General features: G+C 40.9%; 18 protein-coding genes, 3 rRNA genes and 1 pseudogene. 7 read left to right on the top strand and 15 right to left on the bottom strand.

The window, feature by feature from the left end; all coding sequences use genetic code 11:
• Positions 1 to 58: 58 nt before the first annotated feature.
• The 5 genes from QF028_RS09910 to QF028_RS09890 form a co-directional block, all read right to left on the bottom strand.
• The gene (locus QF028_RS09910) at positions 59 to 1,525 is read right to left on the bottom strand and encodes a spore germination protein (RefSeq protein WP_429465053.1); all 1,467 of its coding nucleotides are present in this window, start codon (positions 1,523 to 1,525) and stop codon (positions 59 to 61) included.
• 180 nt (positions 1,526 to 1,705) lie between these two features.
• Positions 1,706 to 1,822 (bottom strand): 5S ribosomal RNA (rrf, locus tag QF028_RS09905).
• Positions 1,823 to 2,021: 199 nt separating this feature from the next.
• Positions 2,022 to 4,956 (bottom strand): 23S ribosomal RNA (locus QF028_RS09900).
• A gap of 354 nt (positions 4,957 to 5,310) precedes the next feature.
• Positions 5,311 to 6,860 (bottom strand): 16S ribosomal RNA (locus tag QF028_RS09895).
• Together the 16S, 23S and 5S rRNA genes form the textbook arrangement of a ribosomal RNA operon.
• Before the next feature lie 496 nt (positions 6,861 to 7,356).
• On the bottom strand, positions 7,357 to 7,482 hold the full coding sequence (locus tag QF028_RS09890; protein ID WP_285289276.1) for a hypothetical protein: 126 nt from the start codon (positions 7,480 to 7,482) through the stop codon (positions 7,357 to 7,359).
• A gap of 203 nt (positions 7,483 to 7,685) precedes the next feature.
• Here QF028_RS09890 and QF028_RS09885 point away from each other — a divergent pair, with 203 nt between their 5' ends.
• Positions 7,686 to 8,198, top strand: coding sequence for a DUF3231 family protein (locus QF028_RS09885; RefSeq protein WP_168244167.1), 513 nt, complete (start codon positions 7,686 to 7,688; stop codon positions 8,196 to 8,198).
• Between the two features lie 134 nt (positions 8,199 to 8,332).
• Here the strand turns inward: QF028_RS09885 and QF028_RS09880 are convergent, their stop codons facing one another.
• From QF028_RS09880 to QF028_RS09860, 5 genes are all read right to left on the bottom strand, one after another.
• Positions 8,333 to 9,172 (bottom strand): pentapeptide repeat-containing protein, encoded by an 840-nt coding sequence (locus QF028_RS09880; protein WP_429465052.1) that lies wholly within the window; start codon positions 9,170 to 9,172, stop codon positions 8,333 to 8,335.
• Between the two features lie 127 nt (positions 9,173 to 9,299).
• Positions 9,300 to 10,505 carry an MFS transporter gene (locus tag QF028_RS09875; RefSeq protein WP_168244169.1) on the bottom strand — a complete coding sequence of 402 codons (1,206 nt, stop codon included), beginning with the start codon at positions 10,503 to 10,505 and terminating at the stop codon, positions 9,300 to 9,302.
• 211 nt (positions 10,506 to 10,716) lie between these two features.
• Positions 10,717 to 11,448 carry a DUF475 domain-containing protein gene (locus tag QF028_RS09870; protein WP_429465051.1) on the bottom strand — a complete coding sequence of 244 codons (732 nt, stop codon included), beginning with the start codon at positions 11,446 to 11,448 and terminating at the stop codon, positions 10,717 to 10,719.
• 361 nt (positions 11,449 to 11,809) lie between these two features.
• Positions 11,810 to 12,298 carry a GNAT family N-acetyltransferase gene (locus QF028_RS09865; RefSeq protein ID WP_429465050.1) on the bottom strand — a complete coding sequence of 163 codons (489 nt, stop codon included), beginning with the start codon at positions 12,296 to 12,298 and terminating at the stop codon, positions 11,810 to 11,812.
• Positions 12,299 to 12,486: 188 nt separating this feature from the next.
• Positions 12,487 to 12,948 (bottom strand): GNAT family N-acetyltransferase, encoded by a 462-nt coding sequence (locus tag QF028_RS09860; protein WP_429465049.1) that lies wholly within the window; start codon positions 12,946 to 12,948, stop codon positions 12,487 to 12,489.
• Between the two features lie 389 nt (positions 12,949 to 13,337).
• Between QF028_RS09860 and QF028_RS09855 the strand changes: the two are divergent.
• The 5 genes and pseudogenes from QF028_RS09855 to QF028_RS09835 form a co-directional block, all read left to right on the top strand.
• Positions 13,338 to 13,660 (top strand): annotated as a pseudogene (locus tag QF028_RS09855) (transposase); the annotation flags it as partial.
• Between the two features lie 139 nt (positions 13,661 to 13,799).
• Positions 13,800 to 14,273: a hypothetical protein gene (locus tag QF028_RS09850; RefSeq protein ID WP_429465048.1), complete on the top strand. Its 474-nt coding sequence runs from the start codon at positions 13,800 to 13,802 to the stop codon at positions 14,271 to 14,273.
• Between the two features lie 344 nt (positions 14,274 to 14,617).
• Positions 14,618 to 15,703 (top strand): BMP family lipoprotein, encoded by a 1,086-nt coding sequence (locus tag QF028_RS09845; protein WP_429465047.1) that lies wholly within the window; start codon positions 14,618 to 14,620, stop codon positions 15,701 to 15,703.
• Positions 15,704 to 15,750: 47 nt separating this feature from the next.
• On the top strand, positions 15,751 to 16,848 hold the full coding sequence (locus QF028_RS09840) for a carbohydrate kinase (protein ID WP_429472257.1): 1,098 nt from the start codon (positions 15,751 to 15,753) through the stop codon (positions 16,846 to 16,848).
• Positions 16,845 to 17,759, top strand: coding sequence for a pseudouridine-5'-phosphate glycosidase (locus tag QF028_RS09835; protein ID WP_214711956.1), 915 nt, complete (start codon positions 16,845 to 16,847; stop codon positions 17,757 to 17,759). The genes QF028_RS09840 and QF028_RS09835 overlap by 4 nt, the downstream gene beginning before the upstream one ends.
• A 296-nt stretch (positions 17,760 to 18,055) precedes the next feature.
• Here QF028_RS09835 and QF028_RS09830 read toward each other — a convergent pair whose 3' ends face one another.
• Together QF028_RS09830 and QF028_RS09825 are read right to left on the bottom strand one after the other, a co-directional pair.
• Positions 18,056 to 18,403 carry a n-acetylglutamate synthase gene (locus QF028_RS09830; protein ID WP_429472255.1) on the bottom strand — a complete coding sequence of 116 codons (348 nt, stop codon included), beginning with the start codon at positions 18,401 to 18,403 and terminating at the stop codon, positions 18,056 to 18,058.
• Between the two features lie 182 nt (positions 18,404 to 18,585).
• The gene (locus QF028_RS09825; protein WP_410889633.1) at positions 18,586 to 18,879 is read right to left on the bottom strand and encodes an antibiotic biosynthesis monooxygenase family protein; all 294 of its coding nucleotides are present in this window, start codon (positions 18,877 to 18,879) and stop codon (positions 18,586 to 18,588) included.
• A gap of 230 nt (positions 18,880 to 19,109) precedes the next feature.
• On the opposite strand from QF028_RS09825, the gene QF028_RS09820 reads away from it, so the two are divergent.
• On the top strand, positions 19,110 to 19,427 hold the full coding sequence (locus QF028_RS09820) for a hypothetical protein (RefSeq protein WP_429465046.1): 318 nt from the start codon (positions 19,110 to 19,112) through the stop codon (positions 19,425 to 19,427).
• Between the two features lie 116 nt (positions 19,428 to 19,543).
• Here the strand turns inward: QF028_RS09820 and QF028_RS09815 are convergent, their stop codons facing one another.
• The 3 genes from QF028_RS09815 to fabG form a co-directional block, all read right to left on the bottom strand.
• Positions 19,544 to 19,750 (bottom strand): hypothetical protein, encoded by a 207-nt coding sequence (locus QF028_RS09815; protein WP_429465045.1) that lies wholly within the window; start codon positions 19,748 to 19,750, stop codon positions 19,544 to 19,546.
• Between the two features lie 328 nt (positions 19,751 to 20,078).
• Positions 20,079 to 21,269: an acetyl-CoA C-acetyltransferase gene (locus QF028_RS09810; RefSeq protein WP_215008012.1), complete on the bottom strand. Its 1,191-nt coding sequence runs from the start codon at positions 21,267 to 21,269 to the stop codon at positions 20,079 to 20,081.
• A 463-nt stretch (positions 21,270 to 21,732) separates the two neighbouring features.
• Positions 21,733 to 22,467 (bottom strand): 3-oxoacyl-[acyl-carrier-protein] reductase, encoded by a 735-nt coding sequence (fabG, locus tag QF028_RS09805; protein ID WP_215008014.1) that lies wholly within the window; start codon positions 22,465 to 22,467, stop codon positions 21,733 to 21,735.
• Between the last annotated feature and the right edge of the window lie 72 nt (positions 22,468 to 22,539).

The following is a 22,539-nucleotide window of genomic DNA, read 5'->3' as shown; positions in this document are numbered from 1 at the left end:
TATCAGTAATTAATTCTGAAACAGCTCAAAAGTCTATCAAATTTGATAGACTTTATTTTTATTGCCTTGTTTTATCTTGTGGCCTTAGGATTGCAGCCCTTGTATTATTAAGCGGAATTGGCGTCCGAGAGAGCATTATCCGAAAATCTCGTGGATTAAATGGAATAAACGGATACAAAAATGGTGTATTCATGCTCTTTGTTACAACAAGGAGCATGATCCATAACGTGATTCCTATGATTAACCCTGGAACTTTAAATAAAGCAACCATGATTAAAAAGAAAACCCGAAAAAGCCGATTGGCAAGGCTTAACTCATAACTTGGTGTGGCAAACGTTCCAATGGCAGCAACTGCCACATATAGGACGACCTCATGAGTAAAAATCCCTACCTCTACAGCTACATCTCCAATGATTATTGCAGAAACGATACCTAACGCAGTTGCAAGGGCATTGGGAGTATGTATAGCTGCCATTCGCAAAATTTCAATTCCGACTTCAGCAATGATAAATTGCCAGATTAAACCAATCTCCCCTTGATCTTCTACACCGATAAACTTCCATCGATCTGAGAGTAATTGTTCATTGGTCGCATAAGTGTACCAAAGTGGTATGAGAAATAAGGAGGATAACACAGCGATAAATCGTGCCCATCGTAAAAAAATCCCAATTACCGGCTTTTGACGATATTCCTCAGCATGCTGCAAGTGATGCCAATAGGTTGCTGGACAAATCATTACACTTGGTGACCCATCCACCACTATTAATACATGGCCTTCCATTAAATGAACGGCACTTGTATCTGATCTTTCTGTGTATCGAACTAATGGATATGGATTATAATTTCGGCCAAATACAAATTCTTCAATCGTTTTTTCCGCCATTGGAATCCCATCTATGGATATTTTTTCAAGTTCATTTCTTAACATTTTTACATTATCCGGGTCAGCAATGCTATCTATGTATACTAATGCAATATCTGTTTTAGATCGCTTTCCTACTTGGACGTATTCCATTACAAGGGATCGATCCCGTACACGCCTGCGAATTAAAGCTAAGTTAAATACAATCGTTTCAACAAAGCCATCACGGGGTCCCCGTACAACACGTTCAATATCTGGTTCCTGAGGAGAACGGATTGGATATTCACGTGAATCAATCAGGATTACTTGTTTACCGCCTTCTACTACTACTGCAGTTTGTCCTGCAAGAATTTGGGCTATAACTTCCTCTAAATCATCTGATGTATTCACCTCTACATGAGGAATAAAGGTTTTAAAAAGCTTGTCAATTGGACTATTTCCAAAATCCTCTGGTTTCCGTTTCTCGATCTCCTTCATAATTAAAAGTAAGAGATTAGCTGAAGCGAACCCATCTATTAAAAACATCCCGAACCGGAGTCCTCCGTATTCCAACGGCCGGTGAATCACATCAAAGCTTTTTCCGATTCGTAATTCTTTTATTAAGTATTCTATATTATCCCCAAACTTTTCCTTAACCGGAATTTGAGTCCCCTTTTTTCCCAAACATGCCAACTCCTAAATTTTCATTATTGGTATTTTGCAACATGTTTGAGGTTAATATACTCTTTTCATATTATCAAATAATTCTGTCTCTATAGAGAGTTCGAGTGTATATTATGTGAACCCCCCCAGTTATTATCTCGAACACAAAAAAAGACAACCTTTTCAGGTTGTCTTCAATTTGCCTGGCAACGTCCTACTCTCACAGGGACGCGTGTCCCAACTACCATCGGCGCTGAGAAGCTTAACTTCCGTGTTCGGTATGGGAACGGGTGTGACCTTCTCGCCATTGCTGCCAGACTTGTTTTTTGAGGTATCATTCCCTCAAAACTAGATAATGCAGAAGAAGTTTGTAAAACTGAGTATGCCTTAAAATTGTCCAGCTGCGGCTCCTAACTTCTCGGCCGTTTCGATCTGTCCCTCCAAATCCAAAACCAGGATTTGCAGTGCCAGCTCTCCAACGTCTGTCGAAGTTGAACAGTCGCCTCCACTTTTCGTATTGGTTAAGTCCTCGAACGATTAGTATCAGTCAGCTCCACATGTTACCACGCTTCCACCTCTGACCTATCAACCTGATGATCTTTCAGGGTTCTTACTAGCTTGCGCTATGGGAAATCTCATCTTGAGGGGGGCTTCATGCTTAGATGCTTTCAGCACTTATCCCGTCCGCACATAGCTACCCAGCGATGCCCTTGGCAGAACAACTGGTACACCAGCGGTGCGTCCATCCCGGTCCTCTCGTACTAAGGACAGCTCCTCTCAAATTTCCTGCGCCCACGACGGATAGGGACCGAACTGTCTCACGACGTTCTGAACCCAGCTCGCGTACCGCTTTAATGGGCGAACAGCCCAACCCTTGGGACCGACTACAGCCCCAGGATGCGATGAGCCGACATCGAGGTGCCAAACCTCCCCGTCGATGTGGACTCTTGGGGGAGATAAGCCTGTTATCCCCGGGGTAGCTTTTATCCGTTGAGCGATGGCCCTTCCATGCGGAACCACCGGATCACTAAGCCCGACTTTCGTCCCTGCTCGACTTGTAGGTCTCGCAGTCAAGCTCCCTTGTGCCTTTACACTCTGCGAATGATTTCCAACCATTCTGAGGGAACCTTTGGGCGCCTCCGTTACTCTTTAGGAGGCGACCGCCCCAGTCAAACTGCCCACCTGACACTGTCTCCCACCCCGATCAGGGGTGCGGGTTAGAATTTCAATACAGCCAGGGTAGTATCCCACCGACGCCTCCACGCAAGCTAGCGCTCACGTATCTCAGGCTCCTACCTATCCTGTACAAGCTGTACCAAAATTCAATATCAGGCTACAGTAAAGCTCCACGGGGTCTTTCCGTCCTGTCGCGGGTAACCTGCATCTTCACAGGTACTATAATTTCACCGAGTCTCTCGTTGAGACAGTGCCCAGATCGTTACGCCTTTCGTGCGGGTCGGAACTTACCCGACAAGGAATTTCGCTACCTTAGGACCGTTATAGTTACGGCCGCCGTTTACTGGGGCTTCGATTCAGAGCTTCGCGTGAGCTAACCCCTCCTCTTAACCTTCCAGCACCGGGCAGGCGTCAGCCCCTATACTTCGCCTTGCGGCTTCGCAGAGACCTGTGTTTTTGCTAAACAGTCGCCTGGGCCTATTCACTGCGGCTCTTCGAGGCTATTCACCTCAAAAAGCACCCCTTCTCCCGAAGTTACGGGGTCATTTTGCCGAGTTCCTTAACGAGAGTTCTCTCGCTCACCTTAGGATTCTCTCCTCGCCTACCTGTGTCGGTTTGCGGTACGGGCACCTTTTATCTCGCTAGAGGCTTTTCTTGGCAGTGTGGAATCAGGAACTTCGGTACTAAATTTCCCTCGCTATCACAGCTCAGCCTTCGCGAGAAGCGGATTTGCCTACTTCTCAGCCTAACTGCTTAGACGCGCATATCCAACAGCGCGCTTACCCTATCCTCCTGCGTCCCCCCATTGCTCAAACGATAAAGAGGTGGTACAGGAATATCAACCTGTTGTCCATCGCCTACGCCTTTCGGCCTCGGCTTAGGTCCCGACTAACCCTGAGCGGACGAGCCTTCCTCAGGAAACCTTAGGCATTCGGTGGATGAGATTCTCACTCATCTTTCGCTACTCATACCGGCATTCTCACTTCTAAGCGCTCCACCAGTCCTTACGGTCTAGCTTCGACGCCCTTAGAACGCTCTCCTACCACTGACATCTAAGATGTCAATCCACAGCTTCGGTGATACGTTTAGCCCCGGTACATTTTCGGCGCAGAGTCATTCGACCAGTGAGCTATTACGCACTCTTTAAATGGTGGCTGCTTCTAAGCCAACATCCTGGTTGTCTAAACAACTCCACATCCTTTTCCACTTAACGTATACTTTGGGACCTTAGCTGGTGGTCTGGGCTGTTTCCCTTTTGACTACGGATCTTATCACTCGCAGTCTGACTCCCACGGATAAGTCTTTGGCATTCGGAGTTTGTCTGAATTCGGTAACCCGATGAGGGCCCCTAGTCCAAACAGTGCTCTACCTCCAAGACTCTTACTACGTGAGGCTAGCCCTAAAGCTATTTCGGAGAGAACCAGCTATCTCCAAGTTCGATTGGAATTTCTCCGCTACCCACACCTCATCCCCGCACTTTTCAACGTGCGTGGGTTCGGGCCTCCATCCAGTGTTACCTGGACTTCACCCTGGACATGGGTAGATCACCTGGTTTCGGGTCTACGACCACATACTCATACGCCCTATTCAGACTCGCTTTCGCTGCGGCTCCGTCTCTTCAACTTAACCTTGCATGGGATCGTAACTCGCCGGTTCATTCTACAAAAGGCACGCTATCACCCATTAACGGGCTCTAACTACTTGTAGGCACACGGTTTCAGGAACTATTTCACTCCCCTTCCGGGGTGCTTTTCACCTTTCCCTCACGGTACTGGTTCACTATCGGTCACTAGGGAGTATTTAGCCTTGGGAGATGGTCCTCCCTGCTTCCGACCGGATTTCTCGTGTCCGGCCGTACTCAGGATCCACTCAGGAGGGAACGAAGTTTCGACTACAGGGTTTTTACCTTCTATGACGGACCTTTCCAGATCGCTTCATCTACCCCGTTCCTTTGTAACTCCATGTTGAGTGTCCTACAACCCCAAGAGGCAAGCCTCTTGGTTTGGGCTATGTCCCGTTTCGCTCGCCGCTACTCAGGGAATCGCGTTTGCTTTCTCTTCCTCCGGGTACTTAGATGTTTCAGTTCCCCGGGTATGCCTTCTATACCCTATGTATTCAGGTAAAGATACTGTTCCATTACGAACAGTGGGTTCCCCCATTCGGAAATCTCCGGATCAAAGCTTACTTACAGCTCCCCGAAGCATATCGGTGTTAGTCCCGTCCTTCATCGGCTCCTAGTGCCAAGGCATTCACCGTGCGCCCTTTCTAACTTAACCTAAAAGGTTATTCTCTTACTTATATAAGAGAGAAAACTAAAATGGCATTGACTCGGTTCTTACATTGACTTCTTCATTACGATTATCTAGTTTTCAAAGAACGATTAAAAAAAAGCTTTGAGAGAATTGTACTCTCAAAACTAAACAAGGCTACATCCACGAATAAACATCATGGTTATGCTGCTTAGTTTTTCTTCAAGTTGCCTTGCGGATGCGCTCAACTAATACTTCATTGAATACGCTATGGCGCAGGAGCAAACTTTGCGAGTATTTGCACTCTCAAAACTAAACAAACAAAATACGTGTATCAAACAAACTGTTTTGTCTGGCTCACAGGTCCAGCTTTATCCTTAGAAAGGAGGTGATCCAGCCGCACCTTCCGATACGGCTACCTTGTTACGACTTCACCCCAATCATCTGTCCCACCTTAGGCGGCTGGCTCCTTGCGGTTACCCCACCGACTTCGGGTGTTACAAACTCTCGTGGTGTGACGGGCGGTGTGTACAAGGCCCGGGAACGTATTCACCGCGGCATGCTGATCCGCGATTACTAGCGATTCCGGCTTCATGCAGGCGAGTTGCAGCCTGCAATCCGAACTGAGAATGGTTTTATGGGATTGGCTAAACCTCGCGGTCTTGCAGCCCTTTGTACCATCCATTGTAGCACGTGTGTAGCCCAGGTCATAAGGGGCATGATGATTTGACGTCATCCCCACCTTCCTCCGGTTTGTCACCGGCAGTCACCTTAGAGTGCCCAACTGAATGCTGGCAACTAAGATCAAGGGTTGCGCTCGTTGCGGGACTTAACCCAACATCTCACGACACGAGCTGACGACAACCATGCACCACCTGTCACTCTGTCCCCCGAAGGGGAAAAACCTATCTCTAGGAGTGTCAGAGGATGTCAAGACCTGGTAAGGTTCTTCGCGTTGCTTCGAATTAAACCACATGCTCCACCGCTTGTGCGGGCCCCCGTCAATTCCTTTGAGTTTCAGCCTTGCGGCCGTACTCCCCAGGCGGAGTGCTTAATGCGTTAGCTGCAGCACTAAGGGGCGGAAACCCCCTAACACTTAGCACTCATCGTTTACGGCGTGGACTACCAGGGTATCTAATCCTGTTTGCTCCCCACGCTTTCGCGCCTCAGCGTCAGTTACAGACCAGAAAGCCGCCTTCGCCACTGGTGTTCCTCCACATCTCTACGCATTTCACCGCTACACGTGGAATTCCGCTTTCCTCTTCTGCACTCAAGTCCCCCAGTTTCCAATGACCCTCCACGGTTGAGCCGTGGGCTTTCACATCAGACTTAAAGGACCGCCTGCGCGCGCTTTACGCCCAATAATTCCGGACAACGCTTGCCACCTACGTATTACCGCGGCTGCTGGCACGTAGTTAGCCGTGGCTTTCTGGTTAGGTACCGTCAAGGTACCGGCAGTTACTCCGGTACTTGTTCTTCCCTAACAACAGAGCTTTACGACCCGAAGGCCTTCATCGCTCACGCGGCGTTGCTCCATCAGACTTTCGTCCATTGTGGAAGATTCCCTACTGCTGCCTCCCGTAGGAGTCTGGGCCGTGTCTCAGTCCCAGTGTGGCCGATCACCCTCTCAGGTCGGCTACGCATCGTCGCCTTGGTGAGCCGTTACCTCACCAACTAGCTAATGCGCCGCGGGCCCATCTGTAAGTGTCAGCCGAAACCGACTTTCAGCTTTTCCTCATGAAAGGAAAAGGATTATCCGGTATTAGCACCGGTTTCCCGGTGTTATCCCAGTCTTACAGGCAGGTTGCCCACGTGTTACTCACCCGTCCGCCGCTAACCAACAGGAGCAAGCTCCTGCAGATTCGCTCGACTTGCATGTATTAGGCACGCCGCCAGCGTTCGTCCTGAGCCAGGATCAAACTCTCCAAGAAAGTTGATTCGCTCATTTGTTACGTTGGCTTAGCTTCAATAATTGAAGCTATTAGTTATTGTTTGTTTTACACGTCTTTGTTTGTTTAGTTTTCAAAGAACAAATTCGCTTATTAAAGAAGCGACAAAATCTATCGTATCGCATTTCTATTAATTTATCAATTAAAAAATACTTCCATTTTTAAAAGATTAATACTAATAAAAAGCTTTTAAATAGTATTTTTCAAAAAGTGATAAAAAATAATATATCACTTTTTCCTTATCAGTGTCAATAAAAAATTAATATTTTTGACCGCCTCAAAAGGGAACTTTCATATAATAACATCCTCTTTACGATCACTTCAATAGAAATGTTTTCCAAATGAGGCCAATTAAGATCCTGTTTTTGCTAAAACCGAACCGTATATTCCATGTCCTAAAATTAAAATAATCCAAACAATTGTAAAGCGCTAGAGGAAATCTCTAGCGCTTACTCAACACTGAATCTTTATATAGAACCTATGTGGTTGGCCGTGTTTTTTCAGCTTTTTTGTTCTGAGGTTTCATTTCGGAAGCAAATTCAGAACTAGTTAGACTTTTGGCACTTTGTAGCCCTGATTTTGTTTTTATATTCCGTTTAGTCATGTTTTCACCACCACTCTTAAAGTTCCTTTTAATTTATCCAATCAACAGAAAAAGATGCGGTGATTCGAACGAGAATTTATTTCTTCCTTATAAGGAATTACATTAATTTTCGATGAATCGGACAATATATATATGTGCTGTGCTTAAACGAAAGGTGGCACTTGGATATGAATAAAATAACTTATACACTGAGGAGGGCAACAATGGGAATTTTAAGTGGAAATCCTAAAGAAGAGCCATTGCACTATGGTGAAGTTTTCGATATCTGGTCTTCACAATTAGTCGGAAATAGTATGATTGCTGGTTATCAAACGATGTTAAACCATACAGGGGACGATGATCTAAAAAAGTTATTAGTTGAAGCCATTGAGACCTGCCAGCAACAAAAGAAACAAGTGGAAGAACTTTTAAAAGAAAATGGTATTGGTTTACCACCAGCTGCTCCTGAGCCTCCTGAAGCATGCTTAGAAGAAATACCGGTTGGAGCAAGAATCCCGGATCCAGCCATTGCGGCGACACTTTCTGCTGATCTTGCTGCTGGCTTAGTAGCTTGCAGCCAGGTTATTGGTAAGTCCATTCGGGAAGATGTTGCCATGATGTATGGTCAATTCCATAACCAAAAGGCAGTGTTAGGAGCAAAAGTCCTTCGGTTGAACAAAGAAAAAGGCTGGCTTATCCCACCTCCACTGCATCTTAATAAACATCACGACTGCTAATAAACTTAAAAATCAATTCCCCCTATTGTAAATAGACACGGTTAGCATTAACCGTGTTTCCTTATTCCCTTGAAGCCTGCAGTATCCCTTTACATTTCAGGTGGTCTTTATATATGCGTACAAACTGCATGTTATTACCCAACTTTTATCCAATGATCTGGAATTCTTAAAGCAGATGGTAATTTGGTAGTACTATCTCCCAATGCCGAATTGACTTGTGCTTGTGTGAGAAAGATACTTCCGGTGAGATCAGCACCACGAATATCTGCATCTCTAAAGTCTGCACCAATCAGATCTGTTTCTCTCATATCAGATTTCCGGAGATCTGCCGCAATTAGCAACGCTCCTCTTAAATTAGCTCCCCTTAGATCAACGCCTTTTAATTTTGCACCAAAAAGGTCTTTCCCCCTTCTTATGTCATTCTTAGGTGAAACTTTAGCACGGACAAGTTCACTAGTACGGAGAAGTAAATCATTAACGACCACTCGATGCGCTTGTACATTAAGCTCTATGATAGATTTTGGATTCAGATGGGTAAGATGCTCTGTTTCTTCTAGTACTGACTGCAAATCTTTATGGATAGGCTGTGCATCTTCTAAGCTAAGCGCTTCATTTAAGTAACAAAGCATCTCGTGAAGTTGTTGCATAATTGGAAATATATAAAACATTTCTTTAGCTATGGCTGGGTCATCCCGCCAATCCCTTCCATTGTATGTCACTTGTGATACCTTTTGACCTGCACCAAAGCATTCATATCCAACACAGCCTCTAAATCCTTCTTTTCTGAGATTTTTATGGATACCACAACGATAATCTGCTTGTAAATTGGGACAAGGAGTACCTGCTTCTTTATCAAATGCAAAATCAGCCGATTTTGCATAGGGCAGCGCCACACAGCATAGTCCAAAACAATTTTCACAGTCCGCACTAATTTTTTTAAGATTAGGGTTGTTTTCTTCAATTTGACTAGACATTCCTACACATCCTTTTATGTAAATCAGCTATTGCGCCAAGTTATTTATAAATCTTCTATGCTTCTAATTTAACACAAAAAACCCTCTCATCCGCAATAGATAAGAGGGTTTATAATCTATGAATCATTCAGGAAAGTGCTTTTCTCTTTAGTGCCCTACTGTTTAAATTATTACCATTCCAAAAAGCCATACTTGTAGCAATTAATAATAAGATACCTGTTACGATAAAAACACTTTGAACCGGGAACATTCCACCGAGGAATCCTCCAATAATCGGCCCAATCATCCCGCCTAGTTGGTTAGCAGTTTGATTCAAACTAAATGCTCTGCCACGAAAATCCTCTGGGGTCGACTTTACAACCAGCCCATTTAACGCTGGGAAGACTGCACAGAAAAATATCCCAAATACAAAGCGAATGAACGAAAATCCCCAAATCTCACTAAATAAAACTTGAGCAATTGTTCCTAATCCGCCGCCCAATAACCCGATAAATAAAACACGTTGAAATCCAACTTTGTCCGCCCATTTCCCCCATAATGGAGCAAAAAGAGCACTAGCGATTCCAGGCAAAGAGAACACTACACCCGCTAATAATGAGGCATTTTCAGACGACCCACCTAGTTTCACGATATATAAAGGGAGCACTGGCTCGATCGTCATGACGGAACAACTAGTGAGAACAGTTAGAATAAGGACGAGTAAAAAAGGGCGATTGGACAATGCTACTTTAAAGTCAGTCTTGATAGAACCCCGAACCTTACTCGGTGTAAAATTTTCCTCAACTACCCAAAAGATAATGAGGAGTGTGGCAATAAAAACAATCATGCCTGCAGTAGCAAAGGCCAATCGATTGCCGACTAAATGAGAAATCCCCCCTCCTAACAAGGGACCAAGAATCGTTCCTGATGCTGATGCGGTAGAAATCAAGGAAAGGGCATACCCTACTTTATTATTAGGAGTATTGGTCCCTATCAAAGCAATTGAACCAGGAATGAATCCACTAAGTAATCCTTGCAAAATGCGCAGAACTAGTATTTCATAGGGATTCGTAACAAAAGCCATTAACGTATAGATGACAAAGAGGACAAATCCGGCACGGATAATCATCGGTTTTCTTCCATACTTATCTGCCATCCTCCCCCAAAACGGGGATGCAATCGCTCCTGCAAAAAAGGCGGAACTAAATAATAACCCTGACCACATTTCCGTATGTTCGTGCACACCAATTTGCAGAAGAAAAATTGGTAAAAAGGGAATGACCATGGAAAAGCTTGCGGCTGTAAAAAAGACCCCAATCCAAAGCACCCATAAATTCCGCTTCCAGTTTAGCATGCATTTCATCTCCAATGTTTGATCAAATTAGTACCATTTTCTTCCTTACCAATGATCATTTTATTTTGGTTAATAATAACATACTGTTCATTTATTTTCACTTCCGAAATATTTGTATACAGAAATACATGGATTCTATGAAAGAATAGCTTTTCTTTCTACCACTAAAAAAAGACCAGGATTCCTGATCTTTTGAGCTTGATATTTTAAATTAAAGGGTTTTTTCTTTTCCGGAATTTTTCCTGACTGCATGAACTAGGAATGTACCTGAGAATACCGCAATTAATATGGAAAAGAAAACAAATTCATCTAATTGGTATCCAAATGCAGAAATGATCATTTTTATCGCGATTATCGCAATTAAGATAAACGCGGTAGTTTCTACTTCAGGAACCTTTTCAATCAATGTAAGGAATAGTTGAGCTACCCCTCGCATCATTAAAATCCCGATCACACCACCTAGAAAGAGGACCCACTCTTGATTAGAAACTCCAAATGCCGCAATTACACTGTCCAAACTAAAGGCAATGTCCATTAACTCAACCGTTAATACCGTTCTCCAAAATCCCATTTTTTTATTCGGGACTTCATCTTCGCCTTCATTATTCTTGATATAGTTTTGAATGACAATCCAAAGTAAGTAATGACCACCGACTATTTTTATCCAACCAATATTAATTAAAGTAACTCCTACACCTATTGCTAAAATTCGGAAAAGATACGCACCAAAAATACCGTAGAATAGGGCTTTCTTTCGTTGATCTTTAGGTAATTTTTTCACTAAAATAGCTAAAACAAGGGCGTTATCGGCAGACAATAGCCCTTCAAGAACAACAAGAGTCCCAATGACTCCCCAATTAGCTGGATTAGAAAATACCTTTTCAAAAGCTTCTAGTGAAAAAAATGAACTATAGCTATTGATAATTTCATGCAGAAATTCCATTTTTTCTCCCTTTCCAACACTTTTTTTACTTCAAGCTTCTCCGTTCAAATTCTATACTTCCGGTGCTTGTCCCAATAAAAAATCATTCACCCCATTGATGTTGTCCCTTTTCTCACATCCTACTTTATATGTATGTATAGCCTAGATATTAATGAACCAAAAACATCCCAAACTTTGAATGCGATTATATATTTTTACTATTTGTTAGAAAAATGAGCAACAAAGGTACTGATCATGGAAAAGCTAAGGTTAATGTATAAATTTATCCTAATCAAAAAGACAATTCGGTCCCGAATCGTCTTTTTTCATGCCTTTTATCTGTAAGTTTTTTTCTATATGGTTAATTAAATCCCGCAATCATTCACACTAAATTTTTACTCATGTTGTACCAAATCACTCCGCCATGGTGGGAGCTTGAAACCCCATTGTTGAGGTATCCATGGTTTTCATAGAAGCGAATTAAGTCAGCTTTACAGGTGAGGGTCATCGTCTCACGTTTTTTTGCACTTGCTTCTGTTTCTATATGTGCAAGTAACGCAGATGCCACACCATGTTTTTGAAAATCTGGGGACACCGCTAATCCTAAAATACTTTGATGCCCGCCAGACACAGGATTCTCCTTTATATCACTAAAGAGATCATCTGTAATGTATGCATGATCAATGACAGGACCATTGACTAGACCAACAATCATGTCCTTGTCTTCAGCTACAAAAAAACTATCTGAAATAAAATGAATGCGCTTTTCAAATGCTTCCTTCGTCGCAGCCTCTTCTTTTGTAAAGCAAAGATGTTCAATTACTATTAGTTCAGGTAAATCTTCCATTTTTACGTTTCGAATTTTTAACATAATAATTTATCCCTCTTCCTAAATGCCAAATGGCTCTGTGACTGCAGCTCCTTAGTTATTTTCGTTAATATATCTGGCAGTATTATTTCTAGCATTACAAAAAGAGTGACAGTTTAAGGCACTCTCAACTAATGATTATTAGATTTTATCTTGAATTTATTTTTTTGTCATTCTGGATTGTAGAGCTTTTACATGAACAGTTTTAACTTAATATGATGTGTAGAATTTTGATAACAGGTGCTTTTCGAAAATCCAAGCGAAGTATAAAACTGATCTGCGTCTACAGTTTCTGTATGGAGAACTACTTCTTTAAAAGTTCTTCTTGCATCAAAAAGAATCTTGTTTATTAAGAACCTTCCAATCCCTTTTCTGCGATACTCTTTTAATACGTAAACTCTTCTTATGCGGCCTATTTGGGGATCATTTGCAAAAGGATCAATATTAATTCCTCCAATCGCAATTATTACACCCTTGTCATTGAAAACCCCATATAAACCCTCACCTCTTTGATTAAATGTATTTTTACCATTTCTAAAATCATTAACCAACCTTTCAGTAAAACGAAATCCATTCTCATTGCTTTCTTTCATTAAAAGAGTTAAATCAATAGAAGCCAGGTTTGTTATCTTCTCAATCCTAAATTCCAACATAATATCCTCCTGATTGTTAATTCCAAAAATGAACATTTCCTGGATAAATAGTGTTCTATATACTATGCTGCGAGTCCTTCCAAACTAACTGGATTCTTGCGTTGTGGAGCAAAATGACAATGAACAAAAAAAGACACTTGGTTGTACGAGGGCACTGAAAAAGTCTCTTAAAAGGTTGTGTGTCTAAATTGGCTGTTGATTTCCGCTCCAGGCGGCTTCGCTTTCCGCGGGCGTGCCGGGGAGCCTCCTCGGCGCTTTAGCGCCTGCGGGGTCTCCCTTGCCCCGTACTCCCGCAGGAGTCTTCGCCGCATTCCGCTCCAATCAACAGGTTCTTATATTAGGCTTAAAGCTTAAATTTAAAAAAGGTATATGCCTCATTATTAAGGGGATGCCCGTTTAAAGAGGGATGTTATAAGGAAGGGGCTAAAAGTAAAACTTATTCTGTAAGTATCAAATCAAATGAACATACAGGACAAGCAAAATTTCAAGAAAGCGAGTATTTTAAAGAAAAATCTAAAGAGCGCTATAAAATAGAGGTTAAATATATGGATTAAAACACAGACACGGGTACGATGTTGCAAAATCCTCGGGTCTAATTGGCATGGAATTGCAAGGTGCCATGGCTATATTTACGGTGAATTTAAAAAGAATATTGAAACTCAACATATTTTTACGGGTGGTCTTCAATTCATTCTTCCTTTACATAATATAGGTGTTACATTCCTATTTTATTACAAAATTATTCCAGTAAAATGTTTTCAGCCTGAGTAAATAAATTTACCTAAGTGTCCTTTACGGGCTCGTCTTAATTACATACACTAAAACAATTCAACAGTTTGGGAGTGAAATAAATGTATTCTAACTTAGTTACAAATGTTAGAACAGCCTTGGCTTACACGGTACAGGCCATTCGATTTGCCGATAGTGCCTTAATCCTTTTTTTAGAAATGTCCGCATTTCCTTTACCACCAAATCCAATTAAAATACAATTCTACCAAGATGTCGTCGATAATCTAACAGAGGCTTATCTTGCCATGAAAGCTTTACCTTTCGATACTCATTTTCCTAGTGATCCTGTTTTTCCAAATGCCCCTATTGTTCCCCAAAGCCAAGATAACCAACACCTTATTCATCTATCCGACAACCGTATCTCACTGGCATTAGATAAGACGGAAGATACCATTAACTATCTTGACCAAGCGATTCTGTTAAGCGGTGACAATGATCGACTTAACGGGCAGCTCTTTTTCATTAAACTAAGTTTAGTTGCCGCTCGAGACGCACTCGTTTCAGGTCTAAATGAACCGGATTTTGATAACCATTAATCTTTACCGACGACACTATTTTTATATGGTGACGGGCACGATTAACCCCTAATTGTTACCGTCGACCCCTTTTTTCTATGGTGGCGAGCACAATTATCCTTTATGAAGGACATAAGTCTCCGCTGAAGCTAGAGATTAGTCCTTCATAAGTGCCGTTTAATGATGCTTTTAATTTTCCATTAATAATTCCTCCTTATTTTCTTACCAATTGAATGAAATGCCTTTACATATAGGTTGACCTAACTTCTGGCAGGATGTATAATTCAAACATAAGTTTAGGCTTTAAACAAAAGTTTATAAGGCCGTTTTACTTAACCAACAAACATCATAAGGGGGTACATATTTTGAAAAAACAAAAAGTTGGAATGGCACTATCACTTGTTCTTGCTGCAGGTACACTGTTAGGCGCTTGTGGAAAAAGTAATGACAACAAAGGCGATGAAGCAGCCAAAGGCGGTGGGAATGATCAAACTTTCACTGCTGCAATGGTGACTGATATCGGGGGTGTTGATGACAAATCATTTAACCAATCATCTTGGGAAGGTCTCAAAAGTTTTGGCGAAGAAAACGGTTTGAAAAAAGGTATAGGCGGTTACGATTACCTTCAATCCAAATCGGATGCCGATTATACAACAAACTTAAATAAACTTGCTCGTGAAGGATTTGACTTAGTTTATGCGATCGGCTTCTTGATGCCAGCAGCAGTTGAGGAAATTGCAACCCAGCAAAAAGATTCCAAATTTGCAATCGTTGATGCTGAAGTAAAGCAGCCTAACGTTGCTAGTATTTTATTCAAAGAGCAAGAAGCTGGATTCCTTGCAGGAATAGCAGCGGCTAAAACCACAAAATCTAACCATATTGGATTTATTGGCGGCATGGAAATTCCAGTGGTTGAACGTTTCGAATCTGGTTTTTTAGCCGGGGTTAAAGCTGCTAAACCTGAGGTAAAAGTGGACGTGCAATATGCAGGTGCGTTTGACAAGGCAGAACTTGGTCAAACAATCGCTTCTAAAATGTATTCTTCTGGTGCGGACGTAATTTTCCACTCCGCAGGGGGAACTGGTGTTGGTTTATTCAAAGAAGCAAATGACCGAAAAGCAAAAGACCCTGGCAAAGATATTTGGGCTATCGGTGTAGACCGCGATCAAGCTGATATGGGTAAAGATGTGGTTCTTACATCTGCTTTAAAACGTGTTGATGTAGCTGTTAAAGACCTGGCAACAAAAACAAAAGAAGGTAATTTCCCGGGCGGCGAAGTTGCGCTATTTGGTTTAGCAGAAGATGGTGTTGGCTTAGCCCCTATCAATGCAAAAGCTACAAACAAAGCGGAAATTGAAGCTGCCATAAAAGAATGGGTTGAAAAGATTAAATCAGGTGATGTAAAAGTTCCTGAATCTCGTAAAGAATTAAAAACTTTTAGTCCAAAGTAATCGTACTGATTAGGAAGATTAAATGGGGTGAGTTTGTGCCTGAAAGAATGAATGATAAAGAACAATTGATTATCGATTTAATACGTAAGAACCCCTATGTTTCTCAGCAAGAACTGGCTGAAATATTAGGCTTATCCAGGCCTTCCATTGCAAATATTATTTCTGGCTTAATTAAAAAAGGTAATATTCTAGGCAGAGCTTATATTCTTAGTGAATCACAACATGTTATTTGTATAGGCGGGGCTAATATTGACCGTAAATTCCATATCAAGGACAAAGCCCAGTTAGGTACTTCCAATCCTATTTACGCCACTCAGAATGCCGGCGGGGTTGCCCGGAATATCGCTGAAAATCTAGGGCGACTTGGAATGGACGTATCACTTATTTCTACATGCGGAGCCGATAAGGACTGGTCGGTCATTGAAGATTCATCATCTCTTTACATGAACTTAGAAACCGTGACCCAATTTCCTGAAAAATCAACAGGTTCCTACACGGCTGTTTTAGACTCAAGCGGAGAATTAGTTATTGCGTTAGCGGATATGGAAGTGTATGAGGCCATCACACCTGATTTACTGCTTAAACATGACGTACAATTAAGTCACGCCAAATGTATTATGGTCGATTTAAACTGTCCGAAAGAAACGATTCAATTCTTATGTCATTTCGCAAATAGCCATGATTTACCGATTGTGTTAATACCCGTTTCATCGCCAAAGATGAATCGATTACCAGATAATTTAGAAGGTGTTGCATGGCTCATTACGAACCGAGATGAATCTGAAACTTACCTTCAAACTGAAATCAAGAATGAGGAAGATTGGAAGAATGCATTAGAAAAATGGCTGGCACTAGGGATAGCCAATGTGGTTATTACTAATGGAAAACAAGGCTCGATGATAGGTAATAAAAAAGAAGGAATTTTTCATGTACCTTCTATTGAAATTAATGAAGTCGTCGATGTAACGGGTGCGGGAGACGCTTTTTCCTCTGCTGTTATATACTCTTGGTTAGAAGGTAAATCGTTGGTCGAAATTGCTAAAGCTGGGAGTATGAATGCTTCTAAAACACTGCAATCATCTTATACAGTTAGACAGGATTTATCAGCAGAACAACTACAAAAAGACATGGAGGAATTATCATGAAACAATACATTACATTATCTGAAGAAGTACGTATCGCCAAGGAACAAGGAAAACCAATCGTTGCCTTAGAGTCTACAATTATCTCACATGGTATGCCATACCCACAAAATGTGAAAACCGCACGTGAAGTGGAACAAATTATCCGTGATAATGGCGCTGTTCCGGCAACAATTGCAATCGTTGATGGAAAAATTAAAATTGGATTATCCGATGAAGAGCTAGAAATGTTCGGAAAGAGTTCAGATGTAGCAAAAGCATCTAGACGTGATTTAGCTTATTTACTCGCTACAAAAAAACTGGGGGCAACAACAGTAGCCGCAACGATGATTTGTGCCGAGGCTGCAGGAATTAATATCTTCGTAACTGGTGGTATTGGCGGTGCTCACCGCGGTGCAGAGACTACCATGGATATCTCTGCAGACCTAGAAGAACTCGGACAAACAAACGTGGCCGTAATTTGTGCAGGTGCCAAATCGATTCTAGATTTAGGGTTAACAATGGAATATCTTGAAACAAAAGGCGTACCTGTTATTGGTTATCAAACCGATGTACTCCCTGCCTTCTATACGCGTAATAGTGAATTCTCAGTGAACTTCCGTGCAGACGATGCGGAAACAATCGCCTCGACGCTAAAAGTTAAATGGGATTTAAACCTAAAAGGCGGAGCTGTGATTGCCAACCCAATCCCTGAAGAATTCGCTATGGATGAAAAAACCATTACTAATGTAATTGAAGCCGCTTTAAAGGAAGCAGAAGAAAAACACATATCCGGTAAAAATGTAACGCCATTCTTACTAGGTAAGGTGAAAGAATTAACTGATGGTAAGAGCCTAGATGCAAACATTGCTTTAGTTAAAAACAATGCAGTGGTGGGAGCTCAAATAGCTGTAAGTTTTAATGGTATGAAATAAGGATTGAAAAACAACTTTTCCCGGCAGCAGCCTCATGCTTGCAGACACAATCTAGCTTCTAGATGAGTCTGCAAGCTTTTTTATTGATATAGGATTCTTTTGGAAGTTTAGCTGCAATTTTACACAAGAAAATATTAAAAAGAGCGGAATCCTCATCCTTCGTTTATACTCACTTTCATTCCTAAATTCCAGTTGCAATTCCTTCTTGGTAAATTTCTCGAACTTGAGCCCAATCTTCATTTTGCATATTATCTATGAGAATAGAATTTTTCATAAAACCACTTGCTTTATATTATTTATAATGATTTAACTTCTTCAATAATGGATTCTCCCTCACTTTGGTCAGTGTCTGTCCATTTCCATCTCTCATGTAATATAATTCTTCCATCTGGCAGAGTTTCTGGGGTAGATTGACATTGACCGCCTCTTATTTCGTTTCTTGAGTTAACATGGTTATACCTAAACTGTAAACTGCCCTTTTCCTCAACTATTCCAATAAGTGTTCCTTTTACAATGTCTCCTCCATAATATGTTGCTGAAAGTATGTTTCCTTCTTGTTGGTACTCAAAAAATGTTTCTAATGAAACCTCACCGTTAGCTGTATTTTTGACTGAAACAAATTTCCGTCCATTGTAATTTATCAACATTCAACCCCCCTAGTAGTTTTAATAATCAAACATTTTATCACATCTTTTATACATTTTGATTGTTAATATCTGAGTTAATAAAAAGAAATCTTTCTGTTATTGATGTCCCATATGCTGTAGTTGGAACAAGAGGAAATGTTTATATTGATATTATGAATGAATAAAAATAATAACATCTATCAAAGTCGAATATTCTCAAAATGTTCAACAGTTGGAAATGGGTCATAAAAACGATGTAACTGTTTTTTCCATTCTTGATACTCGTTTGATTGCCTAAACCCAACTGTATGGTCTTCTAATGTTTCCCACTTTACCAATAATAAATATTTCCCTTTAACTTCTATACAACGTTGTAATTCGTGAGATATGTAACCTTTCATAGATGCAATGATTTCTGATGCCTGACGAAATGCTTCCTCATATTCCTCTTCCATTCCTGGTCTAACCTTAAGCATAACTGCTTCCAATATCATCTAATTCCCCCTTAAATAGATTTGCCTTTGCCGTTTTGTAAAAATTCGACATAAATCTATTTTTTCCTTTATTACAGTCGAATAATTCTTAAGAAAGTCGCTTATATGTATTTTTCATCACATCTTCTTTTAACAATCGGATGTACAATCGTAGTGAATCTATAATAGAAAAGGGGCATAGTCTATTTATTTATCGAAATCTATACATAATAGTTTAGGAGGTTGTTCTTTTGTTCAAATTACTAATATTCGTTTTAATTACTATTACTCTAATCTTATTGAGTCTTTTTATTGATGGACTGATGAGGCTGCATAATCAAGAAAAGGAAGATAAAAAAAATATAGTCAGAGATGGCATGGAAGGTTATTTAGATCAAACATTTGGAATTGGACCGGTAAAAATATTTAAAACAATGTTTGATGCCGATGGCAATGTAAGATATTTGGTTTATTTGCCGCAGTACGAATGGTTCAAAACCCCAAATTACAAATGGTATGAAGTGTATGCCACCAAAAACGGATTTCAACATACTGAAATCGAAGGATGATTTCAGTCATATTGACAAAGAACGCCCCATTTCTATGGGGTGTTCTTTGATTTATCAGGTATCTAGCCTTGCATGGGACAACTTTTTACACAGTAATATTTGGAAAAACTATTTTATCATTCTGTCGATTGGGCTTTAGATGTGTTTTGTACTTGTGTTACGGCCGTTAAAGCAGACGAAATTTCGTTTGATGCCTGTTTCATCGCTTCCTGGGCGAGAGCAGGATCGGAATTTGCTTTTTCAATTGCTTTTGTTAACAATTCTTCTGTTAGTGCTACATTTGCTTTTGCTTGGTTTAGTTGATTTACATCAATTTGTGGCATGAGTTTCTCTCCTTTTGTTTCGGCTGTGTTAAACTAGTTTGTTGATTTCCGCTCCAGGCGCTTCGCTTTCCGCGGGCGGGTTCGGGGAGCCTCCTCGGCACTAAAGCGCCTGTGGGGTCTCCCCCTGTCCCGTTCTCCCGCAGGAGTCTCGCGCCCTCCGCTCCAATCAACAAGGTTACAATATCATCTTTACCTTTAACACAGCCGTTGTTTTAAATTACCTCTATATCATCACCATGCATTTTATTTTTATTTAAGGTAAAAATTACCTCGAAAAAAAATGCCTCGGAGTTATCTCCAAGACATTTTTTACAATTTTTATTCATTCTTACTTAACATTTTCGATAATGGTTGCTACACCTTGTCCTCCACCGACACATAACGTAGCTAAACCATAGCGGTTTTCTCTTTTCTTCATTTCATGAATTAAAGTTACCAAAATTCTTGCTCCACTTGCACCGATTGGGTGACCAAGTGCAATCGCACCACCATTAACATTTAACTTTTCTTTATTAAATTGAAGCTCGCGATCTACAGCAATCGATTGTGCCGCAAATGCTTCGTTTGCTTCAATTAATTCAATGTCTTCTAAAGATAAAGACGCTGTTTTTAAAGCTTTTTTCACTGCAGGGACAGGACCGATTCCCATAATACTCGGATCCACACCTACAGTAGCGTTTGCTTTAATTGTTACTAGAGGGGTTACGCCTAATTCCTCTGCCTTTTTACGGCTCATCACTACAAATGCTGCCGCTCCATCGTTAATTCCTGAAGAGTTAGCAGCAGTAACAGATCCATCCTTTTTGAATGCAGGACGAAGCTTACCCAATCCTTCTGCAGTCGTTCCAAACCGTGGGAACTCATCTTGGCTGAATAATGTCACTTGTCCTTTGCGGCCAGGTACCTCAACAGGGACAATTTCATCAGCAAATCGATTGGATTCAATCGCTGCTTGTGCCTTTTGCTGACTCCACGCTGCAAATTCATCTTGTTCAGCACGTGTGATTTCATATTTCTCAGCAAGATTTTCAGCTGTAATTCCCATATGATAGTCATTTTCTGCACACCATAATCCGTCTTTAATCATACTGTCTAAAATTTTCTGATCGCCCATTTTAAATCCATTTCGTCCGCCTTTTAACAGATGTGGAGCTTGACTCATATTCTCCATACCGCCTGCAACAACCACTTCTGCCTCTCCAGCAAGAATCGCTTGTGTTGCCAAGTGAACAGCCTTTAATCCTGATCCACAGACCTTATTAATTGTCAATGCTGGTGCCTCTTGAGGAATACCTGCAGCAAGAGAAGCTTGTCTTGCCGGATTTTGTCCAGCTCCTGCTTGTAAAACATTCCCCATAATCACTTCATCTACATCATTAGGATTAATTCCAGCTTTTTGAATAGCTGCTTTAATTACAGTAGAACCTAACTGTACAGCCGAAACATTTTCTAAACTCCCTAAAAAACTACCAATTGCTGTCCTTACTGCGCTTACAATTACAACTTCATTTACAGTCATTCTGATTTCCCCCAAAAAGTGATTTATGTATTCAAATAATAATTCCTCACAAATTTTACTACATTTCGCGGTATTTTTCGTGACAAACTATTCGACAAATTCAGAGTTTTTTTATTTATCGCTATAAAAGTATTAAGATCTTAACCTGACATATTCAACGTTTATCCCCTTTAAAAAAGGCCTAGAAAATCCACTATTGGTTAAGTAAAAGGTGTAATTACATCGATTGAAAATATTAATAAAACAGGCAAAAAAATTCTGTCGAACTTTAGTGTAAATTGACATGTTTTGTAGAATAATTTTCAAGTTTATCCTAACTTGGCATTTGAACAAATAAATGAACGATAAGAATATGACCGAACCTCCATATATTGTAATATAGCAATTTAGTAATAGTGGTTACCATAATAAACCAAAAAGAGAGAAAATAATTATTTTCTCCCTCAATTTGCAGCTATATTGTCTAAATAACTAATCCGCCATCCACACTTAAGATGGTTCCGTTAATATAATTCGCCTTATCCGAAGCCAAGAATACATATGCTGCGGCAATATCTTCTGGTTTGCCAAGCTTCCTAAGCGGAGTCTTTTCCTTCATAAATTGAAGCACCTTATCTGGCACCGCTGCAGTCATACCTGTTTCAATGAAACCTGGAGCAACTGCATTGACTCGGATCCCCTTAGGGCCAAATTCTTTTGCCCAGCTTTTCGTCAGCCCAATGACGCCCGCCTTTGTCGCGGCATAATTTGTTTGACCAATATTCCCATATAAACCAACGACGGAAGATGCGTTAAGAATAACGCCCGACCCCTGCTTTAACATATTAGGAGCTACAGCCTTCGTGCATTTAAAAACACCTGATAGATTGACAGAAATGACTCTTTCCCAATCCGATTCCTCCATCTTTGTTAAAAAACCATCAAGTGTAATTCCGGCATTGTTAATTAAGATATCGATTCGGCCATGCTTACCTATTGTGGATTGAACCATTTCTTCTATCTGGGTGCTGTCCGTTACATCGACTTTATAAAATTCTACTTTTTCATGATTCAATTCTTCTAATGCAGATTTACCAGCCGACTCATCATAATCACAGATGACGACGTTTGCACCCTCTTGGAGAAATTGTTTAGCCGTTTCTTTTCCAATCCCCTGTGCACCACCTGTGATTAACACAACCTTTTTACTAAACTCCATAATATATCACCTCGTTTTTTTCTTTTCAGAATAGACCTCTGCACAACATCAGCATCCCTAGGCAAATGAGAA

This window comes from Neobacillus sp. B4I6, assembly GCF_050434045.1.
In the GTDB taxonomy this organism is placed as follows: Bacteria; Bacillota; Bacilli; order Bacillales; family Cytobacillaceae; genus Neobacillus.
The sequence above is the reverse complement of the archived record's forward strand: the minus strand, read 5'-3'. Positions and strand labels throughout refer to the sequence as shown.

Coding starts and splice junctions, on each gene's coding strand:
- QF028_RS09890 (WP_285289276.1), bottom strand. CDS start 7,482: ATGACTAAACGGAATATAAAAACAAAATCAGGGCTACAAAGTGCCAAA.
- QF028_RS09885 (WP_168244167.1), top strand. CDS start 7,686: ATGGGAATTTTAAGTGGAAATCCTAAAGAAGAGCCATTGCACTATGGT.
- QF028_RS09880 (WP_429465052.1), bottom strand. CDS start 9,172: ATGTCTAGTCAAATTGAAGAAAACAACCCTAATCTTAAAAAAATTAGT.
- QF028_RS09875 (WP_168244169.1), bottom strand. CDS start 10,505: ATGCTAAACTGGAAGCGGAATTTATGGGTGCTTTGGATTGGGGTCTTT.
- QF028_RS09870 (WP_429465051.1), bottom strand. CDS start 11,448: ATGGAATTTCTGCATGAAATTATCAATAGCTATAGTTCATTTTTTTCA.
- QF028_RS09865 (WP_429465050.1), bottom strand. CDS start 12,298: ATGTTAAAAATTCGAAACGTAAAAATGGAAGATTTACCTGAACTAATA.
- QF028_RS09860 (WP_429465049.1), bottom strand. CDS start 12,948: ATGTTGGAATTTAGGATTGAGAAGATAACAAACCTGGCTTCTATTGAT.
- QF028_RS09850 (WP_429465048.1), top strand. CDS start 13,800: ATGTATTCTAACTTAGTTACAAATGTTAGAACAGCCTTGGCTTACACG.
- QF028_RS09840 (WP_429472257.1), top strand. CDS start 15,751: ATGAATGATAAAGAACAATTGATTATCGATTTAATACGTAAGAACCCC.
- QF028_RS09835 (WP_214711956.1), top strand. CDS start 16,845: ATGAAACAATACATTACATTATCTGAAGAAGTACGTATCGCCAAGGAA.
- QF028_RS09825 (WP_410889633.1), bottom strand. CDS start 18,879: ATGATATTGGAAGCAGTTATGCTTAAGGTTAGACCAGGAATGGAAGAG.
- QF028_RS09815 (WP_429465045.1), bottom strand. CDS start 19,750: ATGCCACAAATTGATGTAAATCAACTAAACCAAGCAAAAGCAAATGTA.
- QF028_RS09810 (WP_215008012.1), bottom strand. CDS start 21,269: ATGACTGTAAATGAAGTTGTAATTGTAAGCGCAGTAAGGACAGCAATT.
- fabG (WP_215008014.1), bottom strand. CDS start 22,467: ATGGAGTTTAGTAAAAAGGTTGTGTTAATCACAGGTGGTGCACAGGGG.